We start from the raw sequence: 21,593 nt of genomic DNA, 5'->3' as shown, positions 1-21,593 counted from the left end.
GACCACTAGATCCTCACCAGGAACAGGGCACCGATGACGAGCGCGGCGCCGACGAACATGGACAGGGCGTACGAACGGACGAAGCCGGTCTGCACGCGCCGGACCCGGCCGGAGGTCCCTCCGATGAACGCGGCGAGGCCGTTGACGAGGCCGTCGACGCCGCGGTTGTCGAAGTAGACCGTGAGGCGGGTCAGCCACTGACCGGGCCGCATGAGCAGCGACTCGTTCAGCGCGTCGCCGTACAGGTCCTTGCGGGCGAAGGTAACGGCGGGGTTGCCCGCCGGGGCGGTCCGCGGGATCGGGCGGCGCAGGTACTGCACGTACGCGAGGCCGATGCCGACCACCATGAGCGCGAACACGATCCCGGTGTACGGCGTGATCAGCTTGTGCGCCGCCTCGGGCTCGCCCACGACCGGCGCGAGGAACTTCGCGAACCGGTCGCCGGCGATGAGGAAGGCGCCGCCCGCGATCGAGCCGATCGCCAGCAGGATCAGCGGGACGGTCATGACCTTCGGGGACTCGTGCGGGTGCACGTCCTCGTCCCAGCGCGGCTCGCCGAAGAACGTCATGAACATCACGCGGGACATGTAGTACGCGGTGATGCCGGCGCCGAGCAGCGCGAGCCAGCCGAGGATCTGGCCGGACGTGCCGCCCTTCTCGAAGGCGGCGTCGATGATGCCGTCCTTGGTCCACCAGCCGGACAGGCCGGGGAAGCCGATGATGGCGAGGTAGCCGAGGCCGAACGTCGCGAACGTGATCGGCATGACCTTCCGCAGGCCGCCGTACTTGCGCATGTTCACGTCGTCGTTCATGGCGTGCATGACCGAACCGGCGCCGAGGAACATGCCGGCCTTGAAGAAGCCGTGCGCGATGAGGTGCGCGATCGCGAAGACGTAGCCGGGACGGCCGAGGCCGGCGGCGAGCACCATGTAGCCGATCTGCGACATCGTCGAGCCGGCGAGGGCCTTCTTGATGTCGTCCTTGGCGCAACCGATGATCGCACCGGCGAGCAGCGTGGCGACGCCGACGATCGTGACGAGCAGGCGCGCGTCCGGCGACAGCTCGAAGATCGCGTGGGAGCGGACGATGAGGTAGACGCCCGCGGTGACCATCGTCGCCGCGTGGATGAGCGCCGACACCGGGGTCGGGCCCTCCATGGCGTCCAGGAGCCAGGACTGCAGCGGGAGCTGGGCGGACTTACCGCACGCGCCGAGCAGGAGCAGCAGGCCGATCGCGGTGATCGTGTTGTGCGACGCCTGCGAGGCCTGGCCGAAGACGTCCTGGTAGCTCAGCGAGCCGAAGGTCGCGAACATGATCATGATCGCGACGGACAGACCGAAGTCACCGACCCGGTTGACGATGAACGCCTTCTTGGCCGCCGTGGCCGCGCTCGGCTTGTGCTGCCAGAACCCGATCAGCAGGTACGACGCGAGACCCACGCCCTCCCAGCCGATGTACAGGCCCACGTAGTTGTCGGCCAGCACCAGCAGCAGCATCGCCGCCACGAAGAGGTTCAGGTACGCGAAGAAGCGCCGCCGGTCCGGGTCGTGCGCCATGTAGCCGATCGAGTAGATGTGGATCAGCGAGCCGACCCCGGTGATCAACAGAACGAAGCTGATCGACAGCGGGTCGACCAGCAGGTTCATGTCGACCTTCAGGGAGCCGGCCGAGATGAAGTGGAAGAGGTGCACCACACGGCTGCGCCCCTCCGCGTCCTGACCCAGCATCTGGAAGAAGGTGAGGACGCCGACGACGAAGGCGCCCAGGGACATCGCGGTGCCCAGCAGGTGGCCCCACTTGTCGGTACGGCGCCCGCTCAGCAGCAGGATCGCCGCGCCGGCCAGCGGCAGGGCGATCAGCAGCCAGGCGACGGACTGGACGCCCTCGGCCGCCTGGGGGTGGAGTTCCGGCCCACCGGCGGCAAGAACAGCGTTCATCGTGGTCATCGGGATGTCCTCAGTACTTCAGCAGGTTCGCGTCGTCGACCGACGAGGACTTCCTGCTCCGGAAGATCGTCATGATGATCGCCAGTCCGACGACCACCTCGGCCGCGGCCACGACCATCACGAAGAACGCGATGATCTGCCCGTCGAGGCTGCCGTGCATGCGGGCGAAGCTCACGAACGCCAGGTTGGTGGCGTTGAGCATGAGCTCGACGCACATGAAGACCACGATGGCGTTGCGGCGGATGAGCACGCCGACCCCGCCGATCGTGAACAGGATGGCGGACAGAACCAGGTAGTGGCCCGTCACTGTTCCTCCTCCTCGATCTCGACCGGCTTCTCGATCACGGCCTTGACCGTCTTGGTCCCCTCACGGGCGACCGCCTCGGGCGAGGCGCCGTGCAGGTCCTCGTGCTCGCCGGTACGGCGCCGGGCGATCACCGGGCTGACCGACAGCTCCGAGATGCTGCCGTCGGGCAGCAGGGCCGGCATGTCGACGGCGTTGTGGCGGGCGTACGTGCCGGGCGGCGGCAGCGGCGAAACGCGGTCGCTCTTGATCCGCTCCTTCGACAGCTGCTTCTGCGTCGGCTTCGGGCGCAGCCGCTCACGGTGCGCCAGCACCATCGCGCCGAGCGCCGCGGTGATCAGCAGGGCGCTGGTCACCTCGAACGCGAAGACGTACTTGGTGAAGATCAGCCGCGCCAGGCCCATGACGTTGCCGCCATTGGCGTTCGCGTCCTTCAGGCCCGCGGTCTTCGGCAGCGTCGCGTGGCCGAACCCGACGAACAGCAGGACGGCGAACGCGATGCCCACGATCGCGGCGAGGATGCGCTGGCCCTTGATCGTCTCGACCAGGGACTCGGTCGAGCTGACCCCGATGATCATGACGACGAACAGGAAGAGCATCAGCACCGCGCCGGTGTAGACGATCACCTGCACGAACGCCAGGAACGGCGCCTCGTTCACGGCGTACAGCACCGCGAGCGAGAACATCACCGCCGCCAGCATCAGCGCCGAGTGCACGGCCTTCCGCGTGAGGATCATGCCGAGGGCCGCCCCGACCGAGACGATCGCGAGGATCCAGAAGATCGCGCTCTCGCCGGTCTGGTGCGCGCCCGCGGCCACTACCCCGGTCATTTGGCACCGTCCTTGGACTCGCTCTTGGCGCCGAGGCGGTAGTAGTCCTCCTCGGTCTCGCCGAGACGCATCTGGTGCGGCGGGGCCTCCATGGCCTCGGTGAGCGGCGCGAGCAGCATCTCCTTGGTGTAGATGAGGCTCTCGCGGCTGACGTCGGCGAGTTCGTACTCGTTGGTCATCGTGAGCGCCCGGGTCGGGCACGCCTCGATGCACAACCCACAGAGGATGCACCGCAGGTAGTTGATCTGGTAAACGCGGCCGTACCGCTCACCCGGGGAGAACCGCTCCTCCTCGGTGTTGTCGGCGCCCTCGACGTAGATCGCGTCGGCGGGACACGCCCATGCGCACAGCTCGCAGCCGACGCACTTCTCCAGGCCGTCCGGCCAGCGGTTGAGCTGGTGCCGGCCGTGGAAGCGCGGTGCCGTCGGCTTCTTGACCTCGGGGTACTCCACCACCTCGGTCTTACTGAGCATCTGGTGGAACGCGACGCCGAACCCCTTGATCGGGTTCAGGAAATCAAGCACGGGTGGCCTCCGCGGAGTTGGGCGCACGGCCGTTGCCGACGCCGTGGTAGTGCGGCGCGTCGAGCGGCGGCACCGGGAAGCCGCCCGCCATCGGGTCGTGCTCGGCCGCGGCCTCCGCCTCCTCCGGCTGCGCCTCGCTCGCCGAGACCCGCTCCCACAGGAACGACCCGATGAGCAGGAGGAAGACGACGATGGCGGCGACGATCATGATCGGGCCGACGTCGTGGTGCTCGTTGCGCAGGGCCCGCACCACCGACACGAACAGGATCCAGCCGAGCGAGACCGGGATGAGGACCTTCCAGCCCAGCTTCATCAGCTGGTCGTAGCGGACCCGCGGCAGGGCCGCGCGCAGCCAGATGAAGAAGAAGGTGAACATCCAGATCTTGATCAGGAACCACAGGATCGGCCACCAGCCGGAGTTGGCCCCGGACCAGAACCAGGTGATCGGCCACGGCGCGCGGTAGCCGCCGAGGAACAGCGTCGTGCACAGCGCCGACAGCGTCGTCATGTTCACGTACTCGGCGAGGTAGAACATCATGAACTTCAGCGACGAGTACTCGGTGTGGTAGCCGGCGACCAGCTCGCCCTCGCCCTCGGGCAGGTCGAACGGGATACGGCCGGACTCCCCCATCATCGTGAAGATGTAGATGATGAACGACGGCAGCAGCAGGATCGCGTACCAGGACGGCGTGTGGAACGTGATCCCGGCGACCTTGAACGCGGTGCCGTGCGCCTGCGCCGCGACGATCTCCGAGGTGGACAGCGTCCCGGCGAACAGGAACACCGCCACGAACGACAGGCCCATCGCGATCTCGTAGGAGATCACCTGAGCGCTGGAGCGCAGACCGCCGAGCAGGGCGTAGGGCGACATCGACGACCAGCCGGCGAGCACGAAGCCGTACACGCCGATCGAGGCCATCGCCAGCGGCAGCAGCACCGCGACCGGCAGGTCCGCGAGCTGCAGCGGCGTCTTGTGGCCGGCGATCGAGACGACCCCGCCCCACGGGATGATCGAGAACGACACCATCGCGGGCGCGGCGGCGAGGATCGGCGCGAGGAAGAAGACGACCTTGTCCACGCCGCGCGGGACGATGTCCTCCTTCAGCGCGCCCTTGATGCCGTCGAACAGCGCCTGCAGGATGCCGAAGGGGCCGGCGCGGTTCGGTCCCGGACGCAGCTGCATCCGGCCGATGATCCGGCGTTCCGCCCAGACGGTGATGAGCACCGTCAGCAGCAGGAACACGAAGATCACCAGCGCCTTGAGCACGATGATCCACCACGGGTCGTGCCCGAAGTTGTTCAGCGTGGCGCCCTCGGCGAGGACGTGGGTGGCGTTCATGCGACGCTCCCGTTCTGGATCTTCACGACCGCCCCGGCCGAAACGTCCAGGTCCCGGTGGACCGCGCAGCCCGGGGAGTTCTCGGGGAGCCAGACCACGCGATCCGGCATGTCGACGATCTCCAGCGGCAGGGTGATCTCGCCGTGCGCCGTGGCGACGGTGACCTTCCCGTCCGCTGCGATCTCCGCGGCGGTGGCCGCGCTCAGCCGCGCGACCGGCGTCTTCGCGGTGCCCGCGAGGTACGGCTCGCCGTCCTGCATCCGGCCCGCGTCGAGCAGCATCCGCCAGGTGGCCAGCCGCGCCTCGCCCTTGCCGGGCTCGGCGGCTACGGCCGCGGGCACGCTGGGCAGGCTCGGCCGGTCGCCGCGGAACGCGCCGAGCGCGGCCATCTCGCGGCGGGCCGCCGCCGAGTCCGGCAGGCCCAGGTGGACGTCGAGCTGGTCCGCGATGGCGGCCAGCACCTTCAGGTCCGACATCACGCCGGGGGTCTTCAGCACGACGTCGAACTGGCGGCCGCGGCCCTCCCAGTTGACGAAGGTCCCGGCCTTCTGCGTCACCGTCGCCACCGGCAGCACGACGTCGGCCCGGTCGGTGACCGCGCTGACCCGCTGCTCCAGGCTGACGATGAACGGGGTGTTCTCCAGGGCCTCGAGCGCTCCGGCCGGGTCCGGCAGATCGTACGGGTCGACGCCGCCGATGAGCAGCGCGTCGATCCCGCCGTCCCGCGCGGCGGCGAGGATGCCCGTCGTGTCGCGGCCCGGCGTCGCCGGCAGCGAGCCGACGGTCCAGGCCCGGGCCACCTCGCCGCGCGCGGCGGCGTCGGTGACCGGACGGCCGATCGGCAGCAGGGTCGGCAGCGCGCCGGCCTCGACCGCGCCGCGCTCACCGGCCCGGCGCGGGATCCACGCGAGGCGGGCGCCGGTGGCGGTCGCGAGCCGGCCGGCGGCCGACAGGGCGCCCGGCACCGCGGCGAGCCGCTCACCGATGAGGATGATCGCGCCCTCGGCCTTGAGCAGCTCGGCGGCGGCCTTGCCCGCGTCGTCCAGGGCGGTCCCGGTGATCAGGTCACCGAGGGCCTCGGCCTCGGCCCCCGGCGCGGTGGCCAGGAGCGTGCCGGACACCTTGCGCAGGCCGCGCGTGGCGTACGGCGCGACGGAGTAGACCTTCAGGCCCTTCTTGCGGGCCGCCTTGCGGAGCCGCAGGAAGACGATCGGCGACTCCTCCTCCGGCTCGAAGCCGGCCAGCAGCACCGCCGGGGCGTTCTCCAGGTCGGTGTAGGACACCGTGATCGGCCGGCCCGCGACGGTCGCGGCGAGGAACTCGACCTCCTCGGCCGAGTGCGCGCGGGCGCGGAAGTCGATGTCGTTGGTGCCGAGCGCGATCCGCGCGAACTTGCTGTACGCGTAGGCGTCCTCGAGGGTGACCCGGCCGCCGGTCAGCACGCCCGCCTTGCCGCGGGCGCGGGCCAGGCCCTCGGCCGCGACGCTCAGCGCCTCCGGCCAGGACGCCGGCTCCAGCACGCCGTCCTCGTTACGGATCAGCGGGTGGGTCAGGCGGTCGGGCTGGGTGGCGTACGTGAACGCCCACCGGCCCTTGTCGCAGTTCCACTCCTCGTTGACCTGCGGGTCGTCACCGGCCAGGCGGCGCGTCACCTTGCCGCGCCGGTGGTCGGTGCGCTGGGCGCAGCCGGAGGCGCAGTGCTCGCAGACGCTCGGCGTCGACACGAGGTCGAACGGCCGGGAGCGGAAGCGGTACGCCGCGCCGGTCAGCGCGCCGACCGGGCAGATCTGCACCGTGTTGCCGGAGAAGTAGGACTGGAACGGCTCGTCGGTGGCCGCGCCGACCTGCTCCTTGGCGCCGCGCTCGAACAGGTCGATGAACGCGTCGCCGGCGATCTGGTCGGAGAACCGCGTGCAGCGGGCGCACTGGATGCACCGCTCGCGGTCCAGCAGGACCTGCGAGGACAGCGCGAGCGGCTTCGGGAACGTCCGCTTCGTCTCGACGAACCGGGACTCGCCGCGGCCGTTGGACATCGCCTGGTTCTGCAGGGGGCACTCGCCGCCCTTGTCGCAGATCGGGCAGTCCAGCGGGTGGTTGATCAGCAGCAGCTCCATCACGCCGTGCTGGGCCTTGTCGGCCACCGGCGAGGTGAGCTGCGTCTTGATCACCATGTTCGGCATGACCGTGGTGGTGCAGGACGCCTGCGGCTTGGGCATCGGGCGCCCGTTGCCGGCGTCCGGGATCTCCACCAGGCACTGCCGGCACGCGCCGACGGGGTCGAGCAGCGGGTGGTCACAGAACCGCGGGATCTGAATGCCGAGCAGCTCGGCGGCCCGGATGATCAGCGTGCCCTTCGGAACGCTGATCTCGAAGCCGTCGATCGTGACGGAGACCAGGTCCTCGCGCTTCTCGACCCCGGTGCTGTCGCTGGTGACGGTCACTTTCCACCTGCCCACGCGGTCGAGGCGGCCCGGTCGAAGGGACAGCCGCCCTGTTCGAAGTGCTGGATGTACTCGTCCCGGAAGTACTGGATGGACGAGGTCACCGGGCTGGTCGCGCCGTCGCCGAGGGCGCAGAACGACCGGCCGAGGATGTTGTCCGACAGGTCCAGGAGGGTGTCGAGGTCCTTCTCGCTGCCCTCGCCCTTCTCCAGGCGCTTGAGCATCTGCTTGTACCAGTAGGTGCCCTCGCGGCACGGCGTGCACTTGCCGCACGACTCGTGCGCGTAGAACTCGCTCCACCGCAGCACGGCCCGTACGACGCAGGTCGTGTCGTCGAAGAGCTGCAGCGCCCGGGTGCCGAGCATGGAGCCGGCCGCGCCGACGGACTCGAAGTCCAGCGGCACGTCGAGGTGCTCGTCGGTGAACAGCGGGGTGGAGGAGCCGCCCGGCGTCCAGAACTTCAGCCGGCGCCCGCCCCGGATGCCGCCCGCCATGTCGAGCAGCTCGCGGAGCGTGATGCCCAGCGGCGCCTCGTACTGGCCCGGCCGGGTGACGTGCCCGGAGAGGCTGAAGATGCCGAAGCCCTTGGACTTCTCGGTGCCCATGGAGGCGAACCAGTCGGCGCCGTTGGCGATGATGCCGGGAACACTGGCGATCGACTCGACGTTGTTGATCACAGTCGGGCCGCCGTAGAGGCCGGCCACCGCCGGGAAGGGAGGCTTGAGCCGGGGTTGACCGCGGTAGCCCTCGAGCGAGTCGAGCAGCGCCGTCTCCTCGCCGCAGATGTACGCGCCGGCGCCGGAGTGGACGACGAGCTCCAGGTCGAAGCCGGAGCCGAGGATGTTCTTGCCGAGGTAACCCGCCTCGTACGCGTCCGCGACCGCCTGCTGGAGCCGGCGGATGACGTGCAGGACCTCACCGCGCACGTAGATGAAGGCGTGGTTCGCGCGGATCGCGAACGAGCTGATGATGATGCCCTCGACCAGCACGTGCGGGTTGGCCATCATCAGCGGGATGTCCTTGCACGTACCCGGCTCGGACTCGTCCGCGTTGACGACGAGGTAGTGCGGCTTGCCGTCACCCTGCGGGATGAAGCCCCACTTCAGGCCGGTCGGGAAGCCCGCGCCGCCACGGCCGCGCAGCCCGGAGTCCTTCACCGCCTGGATGATGTCGTCCGGGTTCATGCCCAGGGCCGTGCGGAACGCCTGGTACCCGCCGGCGTTCTCGTACCCGCGCAGCGTGAACGAGTCCGCCTGGTCCCACGTCTTGGTGAGGATGGGGGTCAGAGTCGTCATTTGGTCTCCTCGGCCTCAGGAGCGGTCCAGCCCTCGCGCTTGGCCAGCTCGAGGCCGCGCAGCGACTCCGGCCCGGCCTGCACGCCCTCGCCGGCGCGACCGTCGTTGAAGCCCGCGAGCACCCGCGACGCCTGCTTCCAGGAGCACACCGAGGACGGGCCGCGGGTCGGCGCGACCGGCTTGCCGGCGCGCAGGTCGTCGACGAGCTGCTTGGCCTTCTCCGGCGTCATGTCGTCGAAGAACTCCCAGTTGACCATCATCACGGGAGCGAAGTCGCAGGCCGCGTTGCACTCGAGGCGCTCGAGGCTGATCTTGCCGTCCTCCGTCGCCTCGTCGTGACCGACACCGACGTGCTCGGACAGCTCCTCCCAGATCTGGTCGCCGCCCATGATCGCGCACAGCGTGTTGATGCAGACGCCGACGTGGTACTCGCCGACCGGCTCACGCTTGTACTGCGTGTAGAAGGTCGCGACGCCGGTGACCTGCGCGGGCGTGATGCCCAGCGTGTCGGCGCAGAACTGGATGCCGTCGTCGCTGACGTACCCGACCTCGGACTGCACCAGGTGCAGCATCGGCAGCAGCGCCGACCGCGTCTTCGGGTACTTGGCGATGATCTCTTTGGCGTCGCGCTCGAGCCGCGCTTGGACCTCTGGCTCGAAGCTCATCGGTCGACTCCCCCCATGACCGGGTCGATACTCGCCACCGCGGCGATGATGTCGGCGACCTGGCCGCCCTCGGACATCGCCGGGGCCGCCTGCAGGTTGGTGAACGACGGGTCGCGGAAGTGCACGCGGTACGGGCGGGTGCCGCCGTCGCTGACCGCGTGACAGCCGAGCTCGCCGCGCGGCGACTCCACCGCGGCGTACACCTGGCCGGCCGGCACCCGGAATCCCTCGGTCACCAGCTTGAAGTGGTGAATGAGGGCCTCCATGGACTGGCCCATGATGTGCGCGATGTGGTTCGGCGAGTTGCCCATGCCGTCCGGCCCCAGCGCGAGCTGCGCCGGCCAGCCGATCTTCTTGTCCTCGATCATCACCGGGCCCGACTTGGCCGAGCCAGAGCTCAGCCGGTCGAGGCACTGCTCGATGATCTTCAGGGACTCTTCCATCTCCGCCATGCGGACGAGGTAGCGGCCGTACACGTCGCAGGTCTGCTGCGTCGGCACGTCGAACTCGTACGTCTCGTAGCCGCAGTACGGCTGGGTCTTGCGCAGGTCCCACGGCAGGCCCGCGGAGCGCAGGACCGGGCCGGTGACGCCGAGCGCCATGCAGCCGGTCAGGTCGAGGTAGGCGATGTCCTTGGTCCGCGCGACGAACACGGGGTTCGCGTCGAGGAGCTTGCGCAGCTGCTTGAGCCGCCCCTTCTCCCGCTTGACGAAGTCGCCGATCTTGTCGATCGCGCCCGGCGGCAGGTCCTGGGCGACGCCGCCCGGCCGGATGTAGGCCATGTTCATGCGCAGGCCCGCGACCATCTCGAAGATGTCGAGGGCGTACTCACGCTCGATGAACCCGTTGAGCATCACGGTGGTCGCGCCGAGCTCGAGGCCGAACGTCGCGATCGCGACCAGGTGCGAGGAGATCCGGTTGACCTCCATCATCATCACGCGGATGACCTGCGCCCGCTCGGGGACGTCGTCGGTGATGCCGAGCAGCTTCTCCACCGCGAGGCAGTACGCCGCCTCGTTGAACAGCGGCGCGAGGTAGTCCATGCGGGTGCAGAACGTGGTCCCCTGGGTCCACGTCCGGTACTCCATGTTCTTCTCGATGCCGGTGTGGAGGTAGCCGATGCCCAGCCGGGCCTCGTCGACCGTCTCGCCGTCGAGCGTCAGGATGAGCCGGAGCACACCGTGCGTCGACGGGTGCTGCGGGCCCATGTTGACGACCATGCGGTCCTCGTCGCCGGACGCCGCGGCGTCCACGACCTCGTTCCAGTCCTGGCCGTTGACGTTGTAGACGGTGCCCTCAGCGGCCTCGCCCGTGCCGTAGGCGTCGTAATCCGTGGCGGTCATACGTACGACCTCCTCTCGTCGGGCGGGGGCACCTTGGCCCCGCGGTACTCGACGGGGATGCCGCCGAGCGGGTAGTCCTTGCGCTGCGGGTGGCCCTGCCAGTCATCCGGCATCATGATCCGGGTGAGCGCCGGGTGGCCGTCGAAGACGATCCCGAACAGGTCGTACGTCTCGCGCTCGTGCCAGTCGTTGGTCGGGTAGACCGCGATCAGCGACGGGACGTGCGGGTCCGCGTCGGGGGCGGTGACCTCGAGCCGGACGCGCCGGTTGTGGGTCATCGACAGCAGCGGGTAGACCGCGTGCAGCTCCGAGCCGGTCTCCGCCGGGTAGTGCACGCCGGACACGCCCGTGCACAGCTCGAAGCGCAGCGCCGGGTCGTCGCGGAGGACCTGGGCGACCTGGAGCAGGTGCTCGCGGCGGACGACGAACGTCAGCTCGCCCCGGTCCACGACGACGCGCTCGATCGCCTCGCCGAACTCGGGGTAGGCACGCTCCAACGCGTCCGCGATCTCGTCGAACTCGCCCTCGGCGCCGGTCGTGCGCGGACCGCCGTACGGGCGCGGGCTGGAGACCTTGGGGGCCTGGCGGATGACGAGCTTGCCGTAGCCGGACGTGTCGCCGGTGGTCTTGGCGCCGAACATGCCCATGCGGGCGATCGGCTGCTCCCGCCGCTCCTCCTCGGCGTGCGCCGGGAGCTGGTCGGCGGCCTGCTCGGCCTGCTGCTCAGGATGCTGCGAGGTCATGACACCACCTCGGGCTGGTCCAGGAGGGGAAGCTGACGGAGCCGGGCCTTCTCCAGCTCCTCGATCTCCCGCTGGCGGTGCACGCCCAGCTTGGTGTTCTGGATCTTGTCGTGCAGCTTGAGGATCGCGTCGAGCAGCATCTCCGGCCGCGGCGGGCAGCCGGGCAGGTAGACGTCGACCGGGACGATGTGGTCGACGCCCTGCACGATCGCGTAGTTGTTGAACATGCCGCCGGAGGAGGCGCACACGCCCATCGCGATGACCCACTTGGGCGAGGCCATCTGGTCGTAGATCTGCCGGAGCACGGGGGCCATCTTCTGGCTCACCCGGCCGGCCACGATCATCAGGTCGGCCTGTCGCGGCGAGCCGGAGGCACGCTCCATGCCCCATCGGGAGAAGTCGTGGCGCGGGTCGCCGGTCGCCATCATCTCGATGGCGCAGCAGGCCAGGCCGAACGTCGCCGGCCAGACCGAGCTCTTGCGCGCCAGGCCGATGACCTGCTCGACCGTGGTCAGCAGGACGCCTGCGGGAAGTTTCTCTTCAAGACCCATTTGTCAGTCCCACTCCAGACCACCGCGCCGCCACACGTAGGCGTACGCGATGAGGACGGTGACGATGAAGAGCACCATTTCGACGAGACCGAACAGCCCCATGTGGTCGAAGGCGACCGCCCAGGGGTAGAGGAAGATGATCTCGATGTCGAAGACGATGAACAGCATCGCGGTCAGGTAGTACTTCACCGGGAAGCGGCCACCGCCGACCGGCTGCGGCGTCGGTTCGATACCGCATTCGTACGCTTCGAGACGGGCGCGGTTCCAGCGCTTGGGTCCCGTGAAGGACCCCATGACGACCGAGCCCACCGCGAACAGCAGCGCGAGCGCGCCGAGTACGACAATAGGAACGTAGAGGTTCAAATCCCTACACCCCCCTCTGGGTGATTGCCTTCGAGCGCGCCGCCGGCGCGGCACGGCCGCTGTGCACGGGCGGGATTCCCAATCCTAGGCAGGGCGATCATCATTTCTTCTCTCGTCTCACGCCGCCGGAGCCATTTTCGACATCGCGTTGATGACGCGGTCCATCGCGTCGCCGCCCCGCGGATCGGTCAGGTTGGCGAGCAGCTTGAGCGTGAACCTCATCAGCGTCGGATGCGGCAGGCCGTGGCGCGTCGCGAACTTCATGATCCGCGGGTCGCCGATCGCCTTAACGAAGATCCGCCCGACCGTGTAGTAGCCGCCGTAGGCCTCCTTGAGCACGCGCGGGTAGTCGTGCAGGGCACGCTCGCGCTGCGCCGGGGTCGGCCGGGCCAGTGCCTGGGCGATGATCTCGGCCGCCATCTCGCCGGACTCCATCGCGTACGCGATGCCCTCGCCGTTGAACGGGTTGATCATCCCGCCGGCATCGCCGACGAGCAGGAGGCCGCGCGTGTAGTGCGGGGTCCGGTTGAACCCCATCGGCAGCGCCGCGCCGCGCACCGGGCCGGTGGCGTTGTCCTCCTGGTAGCCCCACTCCTCCGGCATCCCGGCGAGCCAGCTGCGCAGGAGCGCGCGGTAGTCGACGTTCTTGAAGGCCTCGCTGGTGTTGAGCAGACCGAGGCCGACGTTGGAGGTGCCGTCGCCGACACCGAAGATCCAGCCGTAGCCGGGCAGCAGCCGGTCGCCGTCCCACAGCTCCAGCCAGGACTCGAGGAAGTCGTCGTCGTGGCGCGGGCTCGTGTAGTAGCGCCGGACCGCCACGCCGATCGGCCGGTCGTCGCGCTTGCGCAGCCCCATCGCGAGCGAGAGCCGGGTGGAGTTGCCGTCGGCGGCCACGACGAGCGGCGCCTTGTAGGTCACCTCGCCGTCGGCGGTCTTGGCGACGACGCCGGTGATCCGGCCGGTGCGGTCGTCGAGGACCGGGCCGGTGACGTTGGTGTTCATGTGAAGCTTCACGCCGGCGGCGATGGCGCGCTCGGCGAGGATCTGGTCGAAGTCCATCCGCGTGCGGACCAGGCCGTAGTCCGGGTAGCTCGCCAGGTCCGGCCAGGGCAGCTCGAGCCGGACGCCGCCGCCGATGATCCGCAGCCCCTTGTTGCGAATCCAGCCGGGCGCGTCGATGTCGACGCCCATCTTCACCAGCTGCTTGACCGCGCGGGGGGTCAGGCCGTCACCGCACACCTTCTCGCGCGGGAACGTCGTCTTCTCCAGGAGCAGGACGTTGAGCCCCGCCTGCGCCAGGTGGTAGGCGGTGGTCGAGCCCGCCGGGCCCGCGCCGACGACGATGACGTCGGCCTCGGTCTCGGGGTCCTTCTGCGTTATGGACACTGGCTCGGTCACGAGAATCCTTCGGGTGCACGGTTTCGGTAGTCCGCCCCTCGGGCGGGGCGATGCCGCGACGGATCGTACGGGGCTGCGAGGAGCCGGGTGCGACCCGGGGTGCGATCTGGCTCTCCATGTTCTTTTGTGAAGCGCTTCACAAGCTCCCTACAACCGTGAGTCTAAACCTTGCCCCTCGATGCTCGGGAACCATGCGCGATGCCCGATCGTACGCGCCTGCCCGCGTGCCGCGTTAACCGACCGCTTGCGTACGCTTACCTCTCATGACCCGGGCATCCCTGGACAAGCGACCGGCCGAGGTGGCCGCGATGTTCGATCGCACCGCCGCGCGCTACGACCTGCTCAACGACCTGATGACCGGCGGACTCGACCGGCTGTGGCGGCGCGAGGTCGTCAAGGCCCTCGACGTACGACGCGGCGAGCGGGTCCTCGACCTGGCGGCCGGGACCGGCACCTCCTCGGTGCCCTTCGCCGAGGCCGGAGCGCGGACCGCCGCGTGCGACTTCTCGTTCGGCATGCTCCAGGAGGGCGTGCGGCGCAACGGCTACGCGGGCGTCCGGTTCGTCGCCGGGGACGCGATGCGGCTCCCGTTCGCCGACGAGTCCTTCGACGCGGTGACGATCTCCTTCGGCATCCGCAACGTCAGCGACACGGTCCAGGCGCTGGCGGAGATGCGCCGGGTGACGAGGCCGGGCGGGCGGCTGCTCGTCTGCGAGGTGAGCCGGCCGCCGAACCCGGTGCTGCGGACCCTGCACGGCCTGCACCTGAAGGTCGGCCTGCCACTGATGGCGAAGGTGAGCTCCAACCCCGACTCCTACCACTACCTCGCGGAGTCGACGGCGGCCTGGCACGACCAGGCGGCGTTCGCCCGGCTGATCCAGGAGGCCGGCTGGACCTCGGCGCGCTGGCGCAACCTCACCTTCGGCGCGGTGGCCCTGCACCACGCCGTCCGCTGAACCGCTGAATCAGGCGGTGGGCTCCCGGTTCTCCGCACGGACCGTCGCGGAGGAGGCCGGCTCGTCATCGGCGTCCTCGCGGGCGGCGCCGGCGGCGAGGTTCTCCCGCATCCGGGCGGCGCGCCTGGTCACGGAGGACGAGACGGCGTCGCGCTGACGTGACAGCAGGACGAAGCTGATGATGCCGCTGATCAGGATGGCCAGCGCGAGGAGCAGGAACCCACGCGCCCCGGTCAGGAACAGCACTCCGGCGGTCGCGCCGAACAGCGCCAGCCGGGCGAGGGTGTAAATGAGTACGGAACGCATGACCTTTTGAGGGTATCCCCCCTTCGCGGGAGTCGGGCCGGGGACCGGCCCACCGGCCCCCGGACCGTGATCCGTCGGTTCGGTCCGAGGGCCGGATCCACCGGTCCCGCGACCGTCATCCGTCACTTCGATCCCGGGACCGGGCCGCCGGTCCCGCGACCGTCATCCGTCACTTCGATCCCGGGACCGGGCCGCCGGTCCCGCGACCGTTATCCGTCACTTCGTGCCGGGTTCTCCGGAGTCGCCGAGGATCTCCATGTAGAGGGCCGGGTCGACGTTGCCGCCGGAGACGATGGCGACGTGACGCTGCGGACGCCCTCCGTGGTGTCGCCCGCGTGCGCCGGTCGCCGCCAGGTGCCCGGCGGTCGCGACCGCGCCGCCCGGCTCGGCGACCAGGCCCGCGCGGCGGGCGAGCAGCCGCATGGCGGCGCGGATCTCGTCCTCGGAGACCACGATGATGTCGTCGACGTACGCGCGGATGTGCGCGAACGGCAGTTCGCCGACGCGCTCGATGCGCAGGGAGTCGGCGATCGTGCGGATCGTGTCGACGGCCGGCCAGCCGATCCGGCGGCCGACGCGGAAGGAGTCGCGCGCGTCGGCGGCGAGCTCGGGCTCCACGCCGATGACCTTGGTCTCGGGACGCTTCGCCTTGATCGCCGCGGCGACGCCGGCGATCAGGCCGCCCCCGCTGACCGGCACGAAGACCGCGTCGACCTCGGGCTCGTCCTCGAGGATCTCCAGGCCGATCGTGCCCTGCCCCGCGATGATCCGCGCGTCGTCGAACGGCGGGATGAGCGCGTACCCGTGCGCCGCCGCCAGCCGGTCGGCCGTCTCCACGCGGGCCTCGATGGTCGGCTCGACGAACACGATCTCGGCGCCGAGCGTGCGGCAGGCCTCGGCCTTCACGGCGGGGATCGTGGTCGGGACGACGAGCACGGCAGGGATGCCGAGGACGTTCGCCGCGTACGCCACGGCCTGCGCGTGGTTGCCGCTGGAGTGCGCGATGACGCCGTTCTTCTGCTCCTCCTCGGGCAGGGCGCTGACCGCGGCGTACGCCCCGCGGAGCTTGAAGGAGCCGACCGGCTGCAGCGACTCGGCCTTGAGCAGGAGAGGAACGGAGGACTTGGTGCCGCGGAGCGGCACCAAAGGGGTGCGCAGTGCGACCCCGGACAGCCGCCGGGCGGCGTCCTCGATCTCCTCCGGTGTTACAAGATCGGGCATAGCGAGCACCCTACGTGGGGTCGGTGCGTCCGGGTGCGACGGTCGCCATCTCGGCGTGTGGCCGCCGTCATCTCGCCGTGTGGCCGCCGTCATCTCAGCGTGTGCCCGCCGTCATCTCGCCGTCCCGTCGTGGCCGTCTCGGCGTCACTGTGGGCGACGGGCCGACCGTACGGCCGAGGGCCCGCAACTGATCCGTCACGTGCAGTCATTACTGCATGTCACAAAACTACGCAGCGTGATGTTTTCCGAAAACAAGGGAGAAATCGGTCTTGACACGGCAGACTGAGAAACAGTCCACCCGCGACGAGAGCGGGACAAAGGGGGAGAGAAAACGTGGAGAGTACGAGCGAGCGCCTGCTGACCCCAGGTGAGGTCGCCGCCCTGTTCCGGGTCGACCCGAAAACGGTAACACGGTGGGCGGCGGCGGGCCGGATCAGCAGCATCCGGACGCCGGGCGGCCACCGCCGTTTCCGGGAATCCGAGGTGCACGCACTCCTGAGGGGCGAGGAGCCGGTCGAGTCCTCGGTACGCAGCGAACTGAGCCGGTAGACGGTCGGTAGGCGGCGACCGGACCTCGCCGTCACTCCTCCGACCGTCGGGCCTTGAACTCCTCGAATTCGGCGCGCAGCGCCTCATCATCCTCGCGCCAGCGACGACGCTTCTCCGCCATCTCCTCTTCCGAGATCGACTGCGCGAGAAGACGCTGGTAGTCGGGATCCTCCGGGCCGATCTCCACATAGGCCTGGCCGATCACGCTCCCCGAGCCGCCATGCGCCTGCCGCCCGCGAGCCAGCACGCTCGCGGGCACCCGTAGGTTTCCGCCGGGGAGCCTGATCACGTACATCGCGCATCACCTAAATCCCGTATTTGCGGTTGAAGAAAAGCATTACATTCAACGCCGTTCGGGTATCCCCACCAAGCATGTCGACAAGCGCCGGTCGTTGGTGCGACGCGATCGCCGCGAAGGCGTCCGCGAAGAACTCGTGCCGACCGAGATCCTCCGCCTGCCGATGAAAGGCACTCTCCAAGTGTGGAAGACATTGGGCGTACAGTGCCCGGAACTCCGGAGTGTCGGACTGCCATTGTCGACCGCCCTCGTCGGTCATCCTGCCGTCGATGTCGTCAAGAGCATGCCCGATCTCGTGCAGCATCACGTCTGGAGTCGGTGACGGACGGTCACCGACGACGATCGTTCGGTCCCCGTACGCCCCGGCGCAGATGTCCCAGGTCGCCTTGCCCGACGGCAGCGGCTCACCGCGCAGATAGGCCATGTCGTCGAGGTCAGGAACCCCGCCGGAGCCCACGTAGATGCCGTTCAGGCTCTCGGCGAGCTTGTCCTTGAGGACGTCGGGCAGCTCGGCGAGGCTGTCCACGGCCCGGACCACGTCCGGGGAGACCGGCGCGCCGTCGCCGGGCCACTGCCGGTAGAGGACGTCCTCCAGGGATCCGCAGTGCCGGCGTCCGTCCCGTAGGTCGGGCGCGTCCGGCCGGTGCGGCGCCGCGCGCGGCAGCTCGTCGTCGAGCTCGAAGTCGCGCCAGGTGTAGCGCCGCTCGGCGGGCCGGTCGGGCAGCGGGGTGTCCGCGCGGTCCGTGAGCCGCCGCTGCTCGTCCGGGCGCAGTTTACGGAAACGGCCGAGCGCGTCCCGGGGCTGCAGGCGGCGCGGGCGGGCGACGGGCCGCTCGGCGGCCGCCGTCCGATCGGCGTCGCCGGCGGAGTCCTTGCTCCGGCGGTGGCGTCCGGTCCGGGAGTCGGCGGCCGGCGCCTCGAGCTGCTGGCGACGGTTCACCCGGTACCGCATGACACGTCCCCTCGCCTCGGCTACGCCGAAGCGTAAGCGAGCATGCGGCCACCCGTCATCCCAGGCTCCGCTGATCCGGCGGCCCACTGCGGCCACCTCCACGGCCCGGTGCGGCCACCTCTGCGGTGACGTTCAGGTGGGCGGGTTACTCTGCGACCATGCTCGTCCTTGCCGTCGTGCTCGTCCTTGTCGCACTCGGCGTGTGGCTCTTCTGCCTCTTCGAGGTCCTGTCGACCGATGAATTCGAAACCCGGCACCTGCCGAAGTTCGCGTGGTTCCTCGTCGTGCTGCTCGGCTTCGAACTCGGTGCGGTCGCCTGGCTGCTGTTCGGCCGGCGCCGCAGATACGTCCGGGCGGGGATGACCGGGTGGCCGTCGGAGTTCCTCACCTCACGGAACGCCGGCGGGGACGAGGTCGAACCCCTGGACCGGCGGGGCCCGCTCGGCCCGGACGACGACCCGGAGTTCCTCCGCCAACTGGACCGCCGCCTCCGCGGCGAGGAGCCCTAGGTGTACTGACCACGGAGGTTGGTGACGGCGATACGGGTCGATGATCTCCAAATGGGTGAGGTTTTCTGATGGTCGTAGACTGCCTCCCTTCGAGCCGACGACCTCGGTGCGGTGGCCGAGACGGTCGAGCGTGGTCTATGACCGGGGCGGCCGGCCGCGAAAGCGGAGGCGGTGCCGCCGCCGACAATCGAGTACAGCAACGAGGACGCCCGGTCGGCCCCGGGAACTCTTCAAGCGGTGACGAGTTGGTCGGTGGTCACGATCGCATGTGCGAAGGTGGGCCCGTTGATCTCGTGGGCGGTGTGCATCCCCTCACGGCTGAGGGCGGCAGTCGCATCCCTGACCAGGGTCGTGTGGTAGCCCAGTTCCGTCGCATAACGCGAGGTGGACTCGATGCAGGTGTTGGCGAGCATGCCGACGGTCACCACGTGGTCGATCCCACGCTGCCTGAGTTGGTGGTCCAGATCAGTGTTGGCGAAACCGCTCTGCGCCCAGTGCTCCTTGATGACGACGTCGCCCGGTTGGACCTGGAGATCGTCGTGGAAGGCACCGCCCCAGGTGTCCTTGGCGAAGGTCTGAAGCTTGGCAGAGGCCACCTGGGTGGGGGTCGGGAACTTCCAGTCCTCGTAGTCGCCCGGTTCCCAGCGGTGATGGGGCACGAAGAAAATCTGGACACCGACCCGCCGCGCCGTGTCCACGATGGTGCGCAGATGTTCCAGCGCATGCACTTCCTCGGCGACTTCCTTCAGCCGCGGCCACAGTTTGCCGCCCTCGCTGAGGAAGTCGTTGTAGGGATCGACTAGCAGCAGGCCGGTCCTCGCTGGGTCGTGATGAAAAGTCACAATGCACCTATGTACCGTCAAATTCCGGCAGTCGGCCGGTTCGGATCGCTGTCACGATTCGGCGAACAGCGGGTAGCCGCTGGTGTAGGTCAGTTCGATCAGTTCGGTACGGGGTGCTGCCCAGGCCAGTGCGGCGCGGATCGGGCCGATGTCGGCGGGGATGGTGCGGCCGGGCAGGAAGTCGTCGTGGTGCCTGAGGATCACGCGTGCGGGAGTGGTCGCCGGGAACGCCCTCTCGTTCCATGATCCGGATGGTTTCGTGGCTGCCGATGATCGTGGCGCCGGTGCGCCGGGCAATGCGTTCCGCGCCCCACAAATGATCGAAATGGGAGTGACCGATCACGATCCAGTCGGCTCTGTCGATATCGTCGGTGTGCACGTCGGGTCCCGGCGCACCGGGGAACCGGTCGATGTAGGCATCGAGGAAGACGACCAGCTCACCGATGTTCAGGCGGAAGGTCGCGCAGCCGTACCAATCCAGGGTCGCCTCGGCGGTGCCGTCGTCGTTGCCGGCCACTGCTAACCCTGGTTTCCGGGCCGGTCCGTGAAGACGCCGAAGAGCTCATGGGCCATGCCGAACCCATGGTCCTCCAGCAATCGCCGCCGGAAGGGGCGCTGCACGATGGCGTGGGTCAGGCGTCGCGTGGATCGGGGCCTGTCCATCATCGTCTGGGCGATCTGTCGTGCGCGAGGCAGCAGCTCGTTGGTGGGCAGCACCTCGTTGACCAGTCCCAGGTCCAGCGCCTCGCGCGCGTCGATCCGCTCGCTGGTGTACAAGGCATGAGCCGCCCGTTTGGGCCCCAGCAGGGATTGGAAGGCCAGTTGCAGACCGTCGCCCGGCGCCTGCCCGGCGGCGAAGTGCCCGTCGGAGAAGACCGCGTCCTCGGCGACGAGGGTGATGTCGCAGAATAGGGCGAGCTCGGTGTGGAAGCCGGGGCCGTTGACCACCCCGATGGTGGGGACATCGACTCCGAAGACAAGGTTCTCCAGGAGCTTCATCGCGTCGTAGTAGAGTTCGTGAGCGATATCGCCGGGCCATTCATGAAACGGCTGGGCGAAGGAGGCAGGGTCGACGCCGGCCAGCCACGCGTTACCGGTCCCCGTGAGGATCACGACCTCGTTGCGGGGGTCGTTGCCGATCTCCTGCCACGCCTGGCCCCAGGCGTTGTGAAGCCCCAGGGAGTAGACGGCGGGGCCACCCTTGGAGTGCATCCGTAGCTCTATGACCCCGCCGTTGCGCTCTATCACAAAGTGGTCGGAGTACTTATCCGCGTACTCCTCCAACGTCGGCCGCCTGACGAATCCGCCCAGGCGGTCGTGCCACTCATCCAGTTCCTCGGGCATCGGCCCGCACCTCCTGATCAGACGCCCCTCGCTGACACGAAGGACATAAACGGGGAATGTCCCCGGTTCGATTACCCGTACAATACGGGGACACTCCCCGATTCGCAACCACCGACCGAGGGGCCGTACGTGATCAAGCCGGAGACCAGCGCGCCTGAAGCGACACAACGCCCCATGCGCGCCGACGCACGCCGCAACTACGATCGGCTCCTCGCGGCGGCGAGGGACGCCTTCGCCGCCGACGGAGCCAATGCCTCTCTGGACGACATCGCCCATGACGCGGGGGTCGGCAACGCTACGCTTTACCGGCATTTCCCCAGCCGAGAGGCCCTACTGGACGCGGTCTTCCGCGACCGCGTCCAGACGCTGTGCGCTCAGGCGGAGGAGTTGCACGGCCGCGATGCACCCGATGACGCGCTGGTCACCTGGCTACGGGCCCTCGTCGCACACGTCACCACCTACAGAGGCCTGGCAGCCTGGCTCATGTCCACCGCGACCGGACAAGAACAGTCCCTGGCCTCATGCCAGGAGTTGATACGCGCGGCTGGAAAATCCCTGCTCGTCCGGGCCCAACAATCCGGCGCTGTCCGCCCTGACATCGGCACCTCACAACTGCTCAGGCTCACCCACGCGATCGCCCTGGCTACCGAACAGACGCCGGACGAGGCCGACCAGCTACTTTCACTGTTCATGGACGGCCTCCGAACGCAGACGGCCCCACCACCCGGCTTCTCCCCCGCGACCTGACGCACCCCACCCGAGGCTCAGCCGGACTTCTGCCAGACGCCTCGGCGGCCGGCCGGGATCTGTCCGGCTAACGGCACCGTTCTGTTCGAAGCCGCTTGACACAGAGAGGTGCCGAATACCTACAGCC

At 69.1% G+C, this 21,593-nt stretch carries 25 protein-coding genes; 5 read left to right on the top strand and 20 right to left on the bottom strand.

Annotated elements, in window-relative coordinates; all coding sequences use genetic code 11:
- Nucleotides 1-5: 5 nt before the first annotated feature.
- The 13 genes from nuoL to AB0L00_RS01125 all read right to left on the bottom strand — a co-directional run bounded on the left by nuoL (nt 6) and on the right by AB0L00_RS01125 (nt 13,742).
- Nucleotides 6-1,937 (bottom strand): NADH-quinone oxidoreductase subunit L, encoded by a 1,932-nt coding sequence (gene nuoL, locus AB0L00_RS01185; protein WP_364428942.1) that lies wholly within the window; start codon nt 1,935-1,937, stop codon nt 6-8.
- A 19-nt stretch (nt 1,938-1,956) separates the two neighbouring features.
- Nucleotides 1,957-2,253, bottom strand: coding sequence for an NADH-quinone oxidoreductase subunit NuoK (gene nuoK, locus AB0L00_RS01180; protein ID WP_364401989.1), 297 nt, complete (start codon nt 2,251-2,253; stop codon nt 1,957-1,959).
- On the bottom strand, nt 2,250-3,080 hold the full coding sequence (locus tag AB0L00_RS01175) for an NADH-quinone oxidoreductase subunit J (protein WP_364426758.1): 831 nt from the start codon (nt 3,078-3,080) through the stop codon (nt 2,250-2,252). Before AB0L00_RS01175 ends, nuoK begins: the two co-directional genes overlap by 4 nt.
- Nucleotides 3,077-3,604 carry an NADH-quinone oxidoreductase subunit NuoI gene (gene nuoI, locus AB0L00_RS01170; protein ID WP_252802592.1) on the bottom strand — a complete coding sequence of 176 codons (528 nt, stop codon included), beginning with the start codon at nt 3,602-3,604 and terminating at the stop codon, nt 3,077-3,079. The genes AB0L00_RS01175 and nuoI overlap by 4 nt, the downstream gene beginning before the upstream one ends.
- Nucleotides 3,597-4,943 (bottom strand): NADH-quinone oxidoreductase subunit NuoH, encoded by a 1,347-nt coding sequence (gene nuoH / locus AB0L00_RS01165; RefSeq protein WP_364426755.1) that lies wholly within the window; start codon nt 4,941-4,943, stop codon nt 3,597-3,599. The genes nuoI and nuoH overlap by 8 nt, the downstream gene beginning before the upstream one ends.
- On the bottom strand, nt 4,940-7,384 hold the full coding sequence (locus tag AB0L00_RS01160) for an NADH-quinone oxidoreductase subunit G (protein WP_364426752.1): 2,445 nt from the start codon (nt 7,382-7,384) through the stop codon (nt 4,940-4,942). Before AB0L00_RS01160 ends, nuoH begins: the two co-directional genes overlap by 4 nt.
- Entirely contained in the window at nt 7,381-8,679 is a 1,299-nt protein-coding gene (gene nuoF / locus AB0L00_RS01155; RefSeq protein ID WP_345352322.1) for an NADH-quinone oxidoreductase subunit NuoF, read from the bottom strand. The genes AB0L00_RS01160 and nuoF overlap by 4 nt, the downstream gene beginning before the upstream one ends.
- The gene (nuoE, locus tag AB0L00_RS01150; RefSeq protein WP_364426749.1) at nt 8,676-9,344 is read right to left on the bottom strand and encodes an NADH-quinone oxidoreductase subunit NuoE; all 669 of its coding nucleotides are present in this window, start codon (nt 9,342-9,344) and stop codon (nt 8,676-8,678) included. Before nuoE ends, nuoF begins: the two co-directional genes overlap by 4 nt.
- Complete coding sequence (locus AB0L00_RS01145) at nt 9,341-10,687, bottom strand: NADH-quinone oxidoreductase subunit D (RefSeq protein WP_364426746.1); 1,347 nt, start codon at nt 10,685-10,687, stop codon at nt 9,341-9,343. The genes nuoE and AB0L00_RS01145 overlap by 4 nt, the downstream gene beginning before the upstream one ends.
- Entirely contained in the window at nt 10,684-11,430 is a 747-nt protein-coding gene (locus tag AB0L00_RS01140) for an NADH-quinone oxidoreductase subunit C (protein ID WP_364426743.1), read from the bottom strand. Before AB0L00_RS01140 ends, AB0L00_RS01145 begins: the two co-directional genes overlap by 4 nt.
- On the bottom strand, nt 11,427-11,981 hold the full coding sequence (locus AB0L00_RS01135; RefSeq protein ID WP_364426740.1) for an NADH-quinone oxidoreductase subunit B family protein: 555 nt from the start codon (nt 11,979-11,981) through the stop codon (nt 11,427-11,429). Before AB0L00_RS01135 ends, AB0L00_RS01140 begins: the two co-directional genes overlap by 4 nt.
- A 3-nt stretch (nt 11,982-11,984) precedes the next feature.
- Nucleotides 11,985-12,344 carry an NADH-quinone oxidoreductase subunit A gene (locus tag AB0L00_RS01130; RefSeq protein ID WP_345352310.1) on the bottom strand — a complete coding sequence of 120 codons (360 nt, stop codon included), beginning with the start codon at nt 12,342-12,344 and terminating at the stop codon, nt 11,985-11,987.
- A gap of 117 nt (nt 12,345-12,461) precedes the next feature.
- Nucleotides 12,462-13,742: a geranylgeranyl reductase family protein gene (locus AB0L00_RS01125; RefSeq protein ID WP_364426737.1), complete on the bottom strand. Its 1,281-nt coding sequence runs from the start codon at nt 13,740-13,742 to the stop codon at nt 12,462-12,464.
- A 263-nt stretch (nt 13,743-14,005) separates the two neighbouring features.
- On the opposite strand from AB0L00_RS01125, the gene AB0L00_RS01120 reads away from it, so the two are divergent.
- Nucleotides 14,006-14,698: a demethylmenaquinone methyltransferase gene (locus AB0L00_RS01120; protein WP_364426734.1), complete on the top strand. Its 693-nt coding sequence runs from the start codon at nt 14,006-14,008 to the stop codon at nt 14,696-14,698.
- Between the two features lie 9 nt (nt 14,699-14,707).
- Here the strand turns inward: AB0L00_RS01120 and AB0L00_RS01115 are convergent, their stop codons facing one another.
- Together AB0L00_RS01115 and AB0L00_RS01110 are read right to left on the bottom strand one after the other, a co-directional pair.
- A complete protein-coding gene (locus AB0L00_RS01115; protein ID WP_364426731.1) occupies nt 14,708-15,004 on the bottom strand; it encodes a DUF4229 domain-containing protein in 297 nt (98 codons plus the stop codon).
- A gap of 216 nt (nt 15,005-15,220) precedes the next feature.
- Entirely contained in the window at nt 15,221-16,225 is a 1,005-nt protein-coding gene (locus AB0L00_RS01110; RefSeq protein WP_364426728.1) for a threonine/serine dehydratase, read from the bottom strand.
- A 333-nt stretch (nt 16,226-16,558) separates the two neighbouring features.
- Between AB0L00_RS01110 and AB0L00_RS01105 the strand changes: the two genes are divergently transcribed.
- Nucleotides 16,559-16,774, top strand: coding sequence for a BldC family transcriptional regulator (locus AB0L00_RS01105; RefSeq protein ID WP_252779585.1), 216 nt, complete (start codon nt 16,559-16,561; stop codon nt 16,772-16,774).
- A 31-nt stretch (nt 16,775-16,805) separates the two neighbouring features.
- On the opposite strand, the gene AB0L00_RS01100 is transcribed toward AB0L00_RS01105, so the two are convergent.
- Nucleotides 16,806-17,069 (bottom strand): hypothetical protein, encoded by a 264-nt coding sequence (locus AB0L00_RS01100; protein ID WP_364426725.1) that lies wholly within the window; start codon nt 17,067-17,069, stop codon nt 16,806-16,808.
- 10 nt (nt 17,070-17,079) lie between these two features.
- The gene (locus AB0L00_RS01095; protein ID WP_364426723.1) at nt 17,080-18,024 is read right to left on the bottom strand and encodes a hypothetical protein; all 945 of its coding nucleotides are present in this window, start codon (nt 18,022-18,024) and stop codon (nt 17,080-17,082) included.
- Between the two features lie 158 nt (nt 18,025-18,182).
- Between AB0L00_RS01095 and AB0L00_RS01090 the strand changes: the two genes are divergently transcribed.
- Nucleotides 18,183-18,533 carry a PLD nuclease N-terminal domain-containing protein gene (locus AB0L00_RS01090; protein WP_364426720.1) on the top strand — a complete coding sequence of 117 codons (351 nt, stop codon included), beginning with the start codon at nt 18,183-18,185 and terminating at the stop codon, nt 18,531-18,533.
- A gap of 230 nt (nt 18,534-18,763) precedes the next feature.
- Here AB0L00_RS01090 and AB0L00_RS01085 read toward each other — a convergent pair whose 3' ends face one another.
- Nucleotides 18,764-19,375, bottom strand: a complete 612-nt coding sequence (locus AB0L00_RS01085; RefSeq protein WP_364426717.1) for an isochorismatase family cysteine hydrolase — start codon at nt 19,373-19,375, stop codon at nt 18,764-18,766.
- Between the two features lie 7 nt (nt 19,376-19,382).
- Complete coding sequence (locus AB0L00_RS01080) at nt 19,383-19,691, bottom strand: hypothetical protein (RefSeq protein WP_364428939.1); 309 nt, start codon at nt 19,689-19,691, stop codon at nt 19,383-19,385.
- Here AB0L00_RS01080 and AB0L00_RS01075 point away from each other — a divergent pair.
- Nucleotides 19,590-19,898, top strand: a complete 309-nt coding sequence (locus tag AB0L00_RS01075; protein ID WP_364429028.1) for a hypothetical protein — start codon at nt 19,590-19,592, stop codon at nt 19,896-19,898. The genes AB0L00_RS01080 and AB0L00_RS01075 overlap by 102 nt on opposite strands.
- Here the strand turns inward: AB0L00_RS01075 and AB0L00_RS01070 are convergent.
- Complete coding sequence (locus AB0L00_RS01070; protein WP_364426714.1) at nt 19,895-20,719, bottom strand: enoyl-CoA hydratase/isomerase family protein; 825 nt, start codon at nt 20,717-20,719, stop codon at nt 19,895-19,897. The genes AB0L00_RS01075 and AB0L00_RS01070 overlap by 4 nt on opposite strands.
- A 129-nt stretch (nt 20,720-20,848) precedes the next feature.
- Here AB0L00_RS01070 and AB0L00_RS01065 point away from each other — a divergent pair, with 129 nt between their 5' ends.
- Nucleotides 20,849-21,466, top strand: coding sequence for a TetR/AcrR family transcriptional regulator (locus AB0L00_RS01065; RefSeq protein ID WP_364426711.1), 618 nt, complete (start codon nt 20,849-20,851; stop codon nt 21,464-21,466).
- The last annotated feature ends 127 nt before the right edge of the window (nt 21,467-21,593 follow it).

This window comes from Actinoallomurus sp. NPDC052308, assembly GCF_040679195.1.
In the GTDB taxonomy this organism is placed as follows: Bacteria; Actinomycetota; Actinomycetes; order Streptosporangiales; family Streptosporangiaceae; genus Actinoallomurus; species Actinoallomurus liliacearum.
The sequence above is the reverse complement of the archived record's forward strand: the minus strand, read 5'-3'. Positions and strand labels throughout refer to the sequence as shown.

Excerpts from the sequence above, each read along its gene's own strand:
- nuoL (WP_364428942.1), bottom strand. The coding sequence starts at position 1,937 with ATGAACGCTGTTCTTGCCGCCGGTGGGCCGGAACTCCACCCCCAGGCG.
- AB0L00_RS01175 (WP_364426758.1), bottom strand. The coding sequence starts at position 3,080 with ATGACCGGGGTAGTGGCCGCGGGCGCGCACCAGACCGGCGAGAGCGCG.
- nuoH (WP_364426755.1), bottom strand. The coding sequence starts at position 4,943 with ATGAACGCCACCCACGTCCTCGCCGAGGGCGCCACGCTGAACAACTTC.
- nuoF (WP_345352322.1), bottom strand. The coding sequence starts at position 8,679 with ATGACGACTCTGACCCCCATCCTCACCAAGACGTGGGACCAGGCGGAC.
- nuoE (WP_364426749.1), bottom strand. The coding sequence starts at position 9,344 with ATGAGCTTCGAGCCAGAGGTCCAAGCGCGGCTCGAGCGCGACGCCAAA.
- AB0L00_RS01145 (WP_364426746.1), bottom strand. The coding sequence starts at position 10,687 with ATGACCGCCACGGATTACGACGCCTACGGCACGGGCGAGGCCGCTGAG.
- AB0L00_RS01140 (WP_364426743.1), bottom strand. The coding sequence starts at position 11,430 with ATGACCTCGCAGCATCCTGAGCAGCAGGCCGAGCAGGCCGCCGACCAG.
- AB0L00_RS01135 (WP_364426740.1), bottom strand. The coding sequence starts at position 11,981 with ATGGGTCTTGAAGAGAAACTTCCCGCAGGCGTCCTGCTGACCACGGTC.
- AB0L00_RS01120 (WP_364426734.1), top strand. The coding sequence starts at position 14,006 with ATGACCCGGGCATCCCTGGACAAGCGACCGGCCGAGGTGGCCGCGATG.
- AB0L00_RS01115 (WP_364426731.1), bottom strand. The coding sequence starts at position 15,004 with ATGCGTTCCGTACTCATTTACACCCTCGCCCGGCTGGCGCTGTTCGGC.
- AB0L00_RS01110 (WP_364426728.1), bottom strand. The coding sequence starts at position 16,225 with ATGCCCGATCTTGTAACACCGGAGGAGATCGAGGACGCCGCCCGGCGG.
- AB0L00_RS01100 (WP_364426725.1), bottom strand. The coding sequence starts at position 17,069 with ATGTACGTGATCAGGCTCCCCGGCGGAAACCTACGGGTGCCCGCGAGC.
- AB0L00_RS01095 (WP_364426723.1), bottom strand. The coding sequence starts at position 18,024 with ATGCGGTACCGGGTGAACCGTCGCCAGCAGCTCGAGGCGCCGGCCGCC.
- AB0L00_RS01090 (WP_364426720.1), top strand. The coding sequence starts at position 18,183 with ATGCTCGTCCTTGCCGTCGTGCTCGTCCTTGTCGCACTCGGCGTGTGG.
- AB0L00_RS01070 (WP_364426714.1), bottom strand. The coding sequence starts at position 20,719 with ATGCCCGAGGAACTGGATGAGTGGCACGACCGCCTGGGCGGATTCGTC.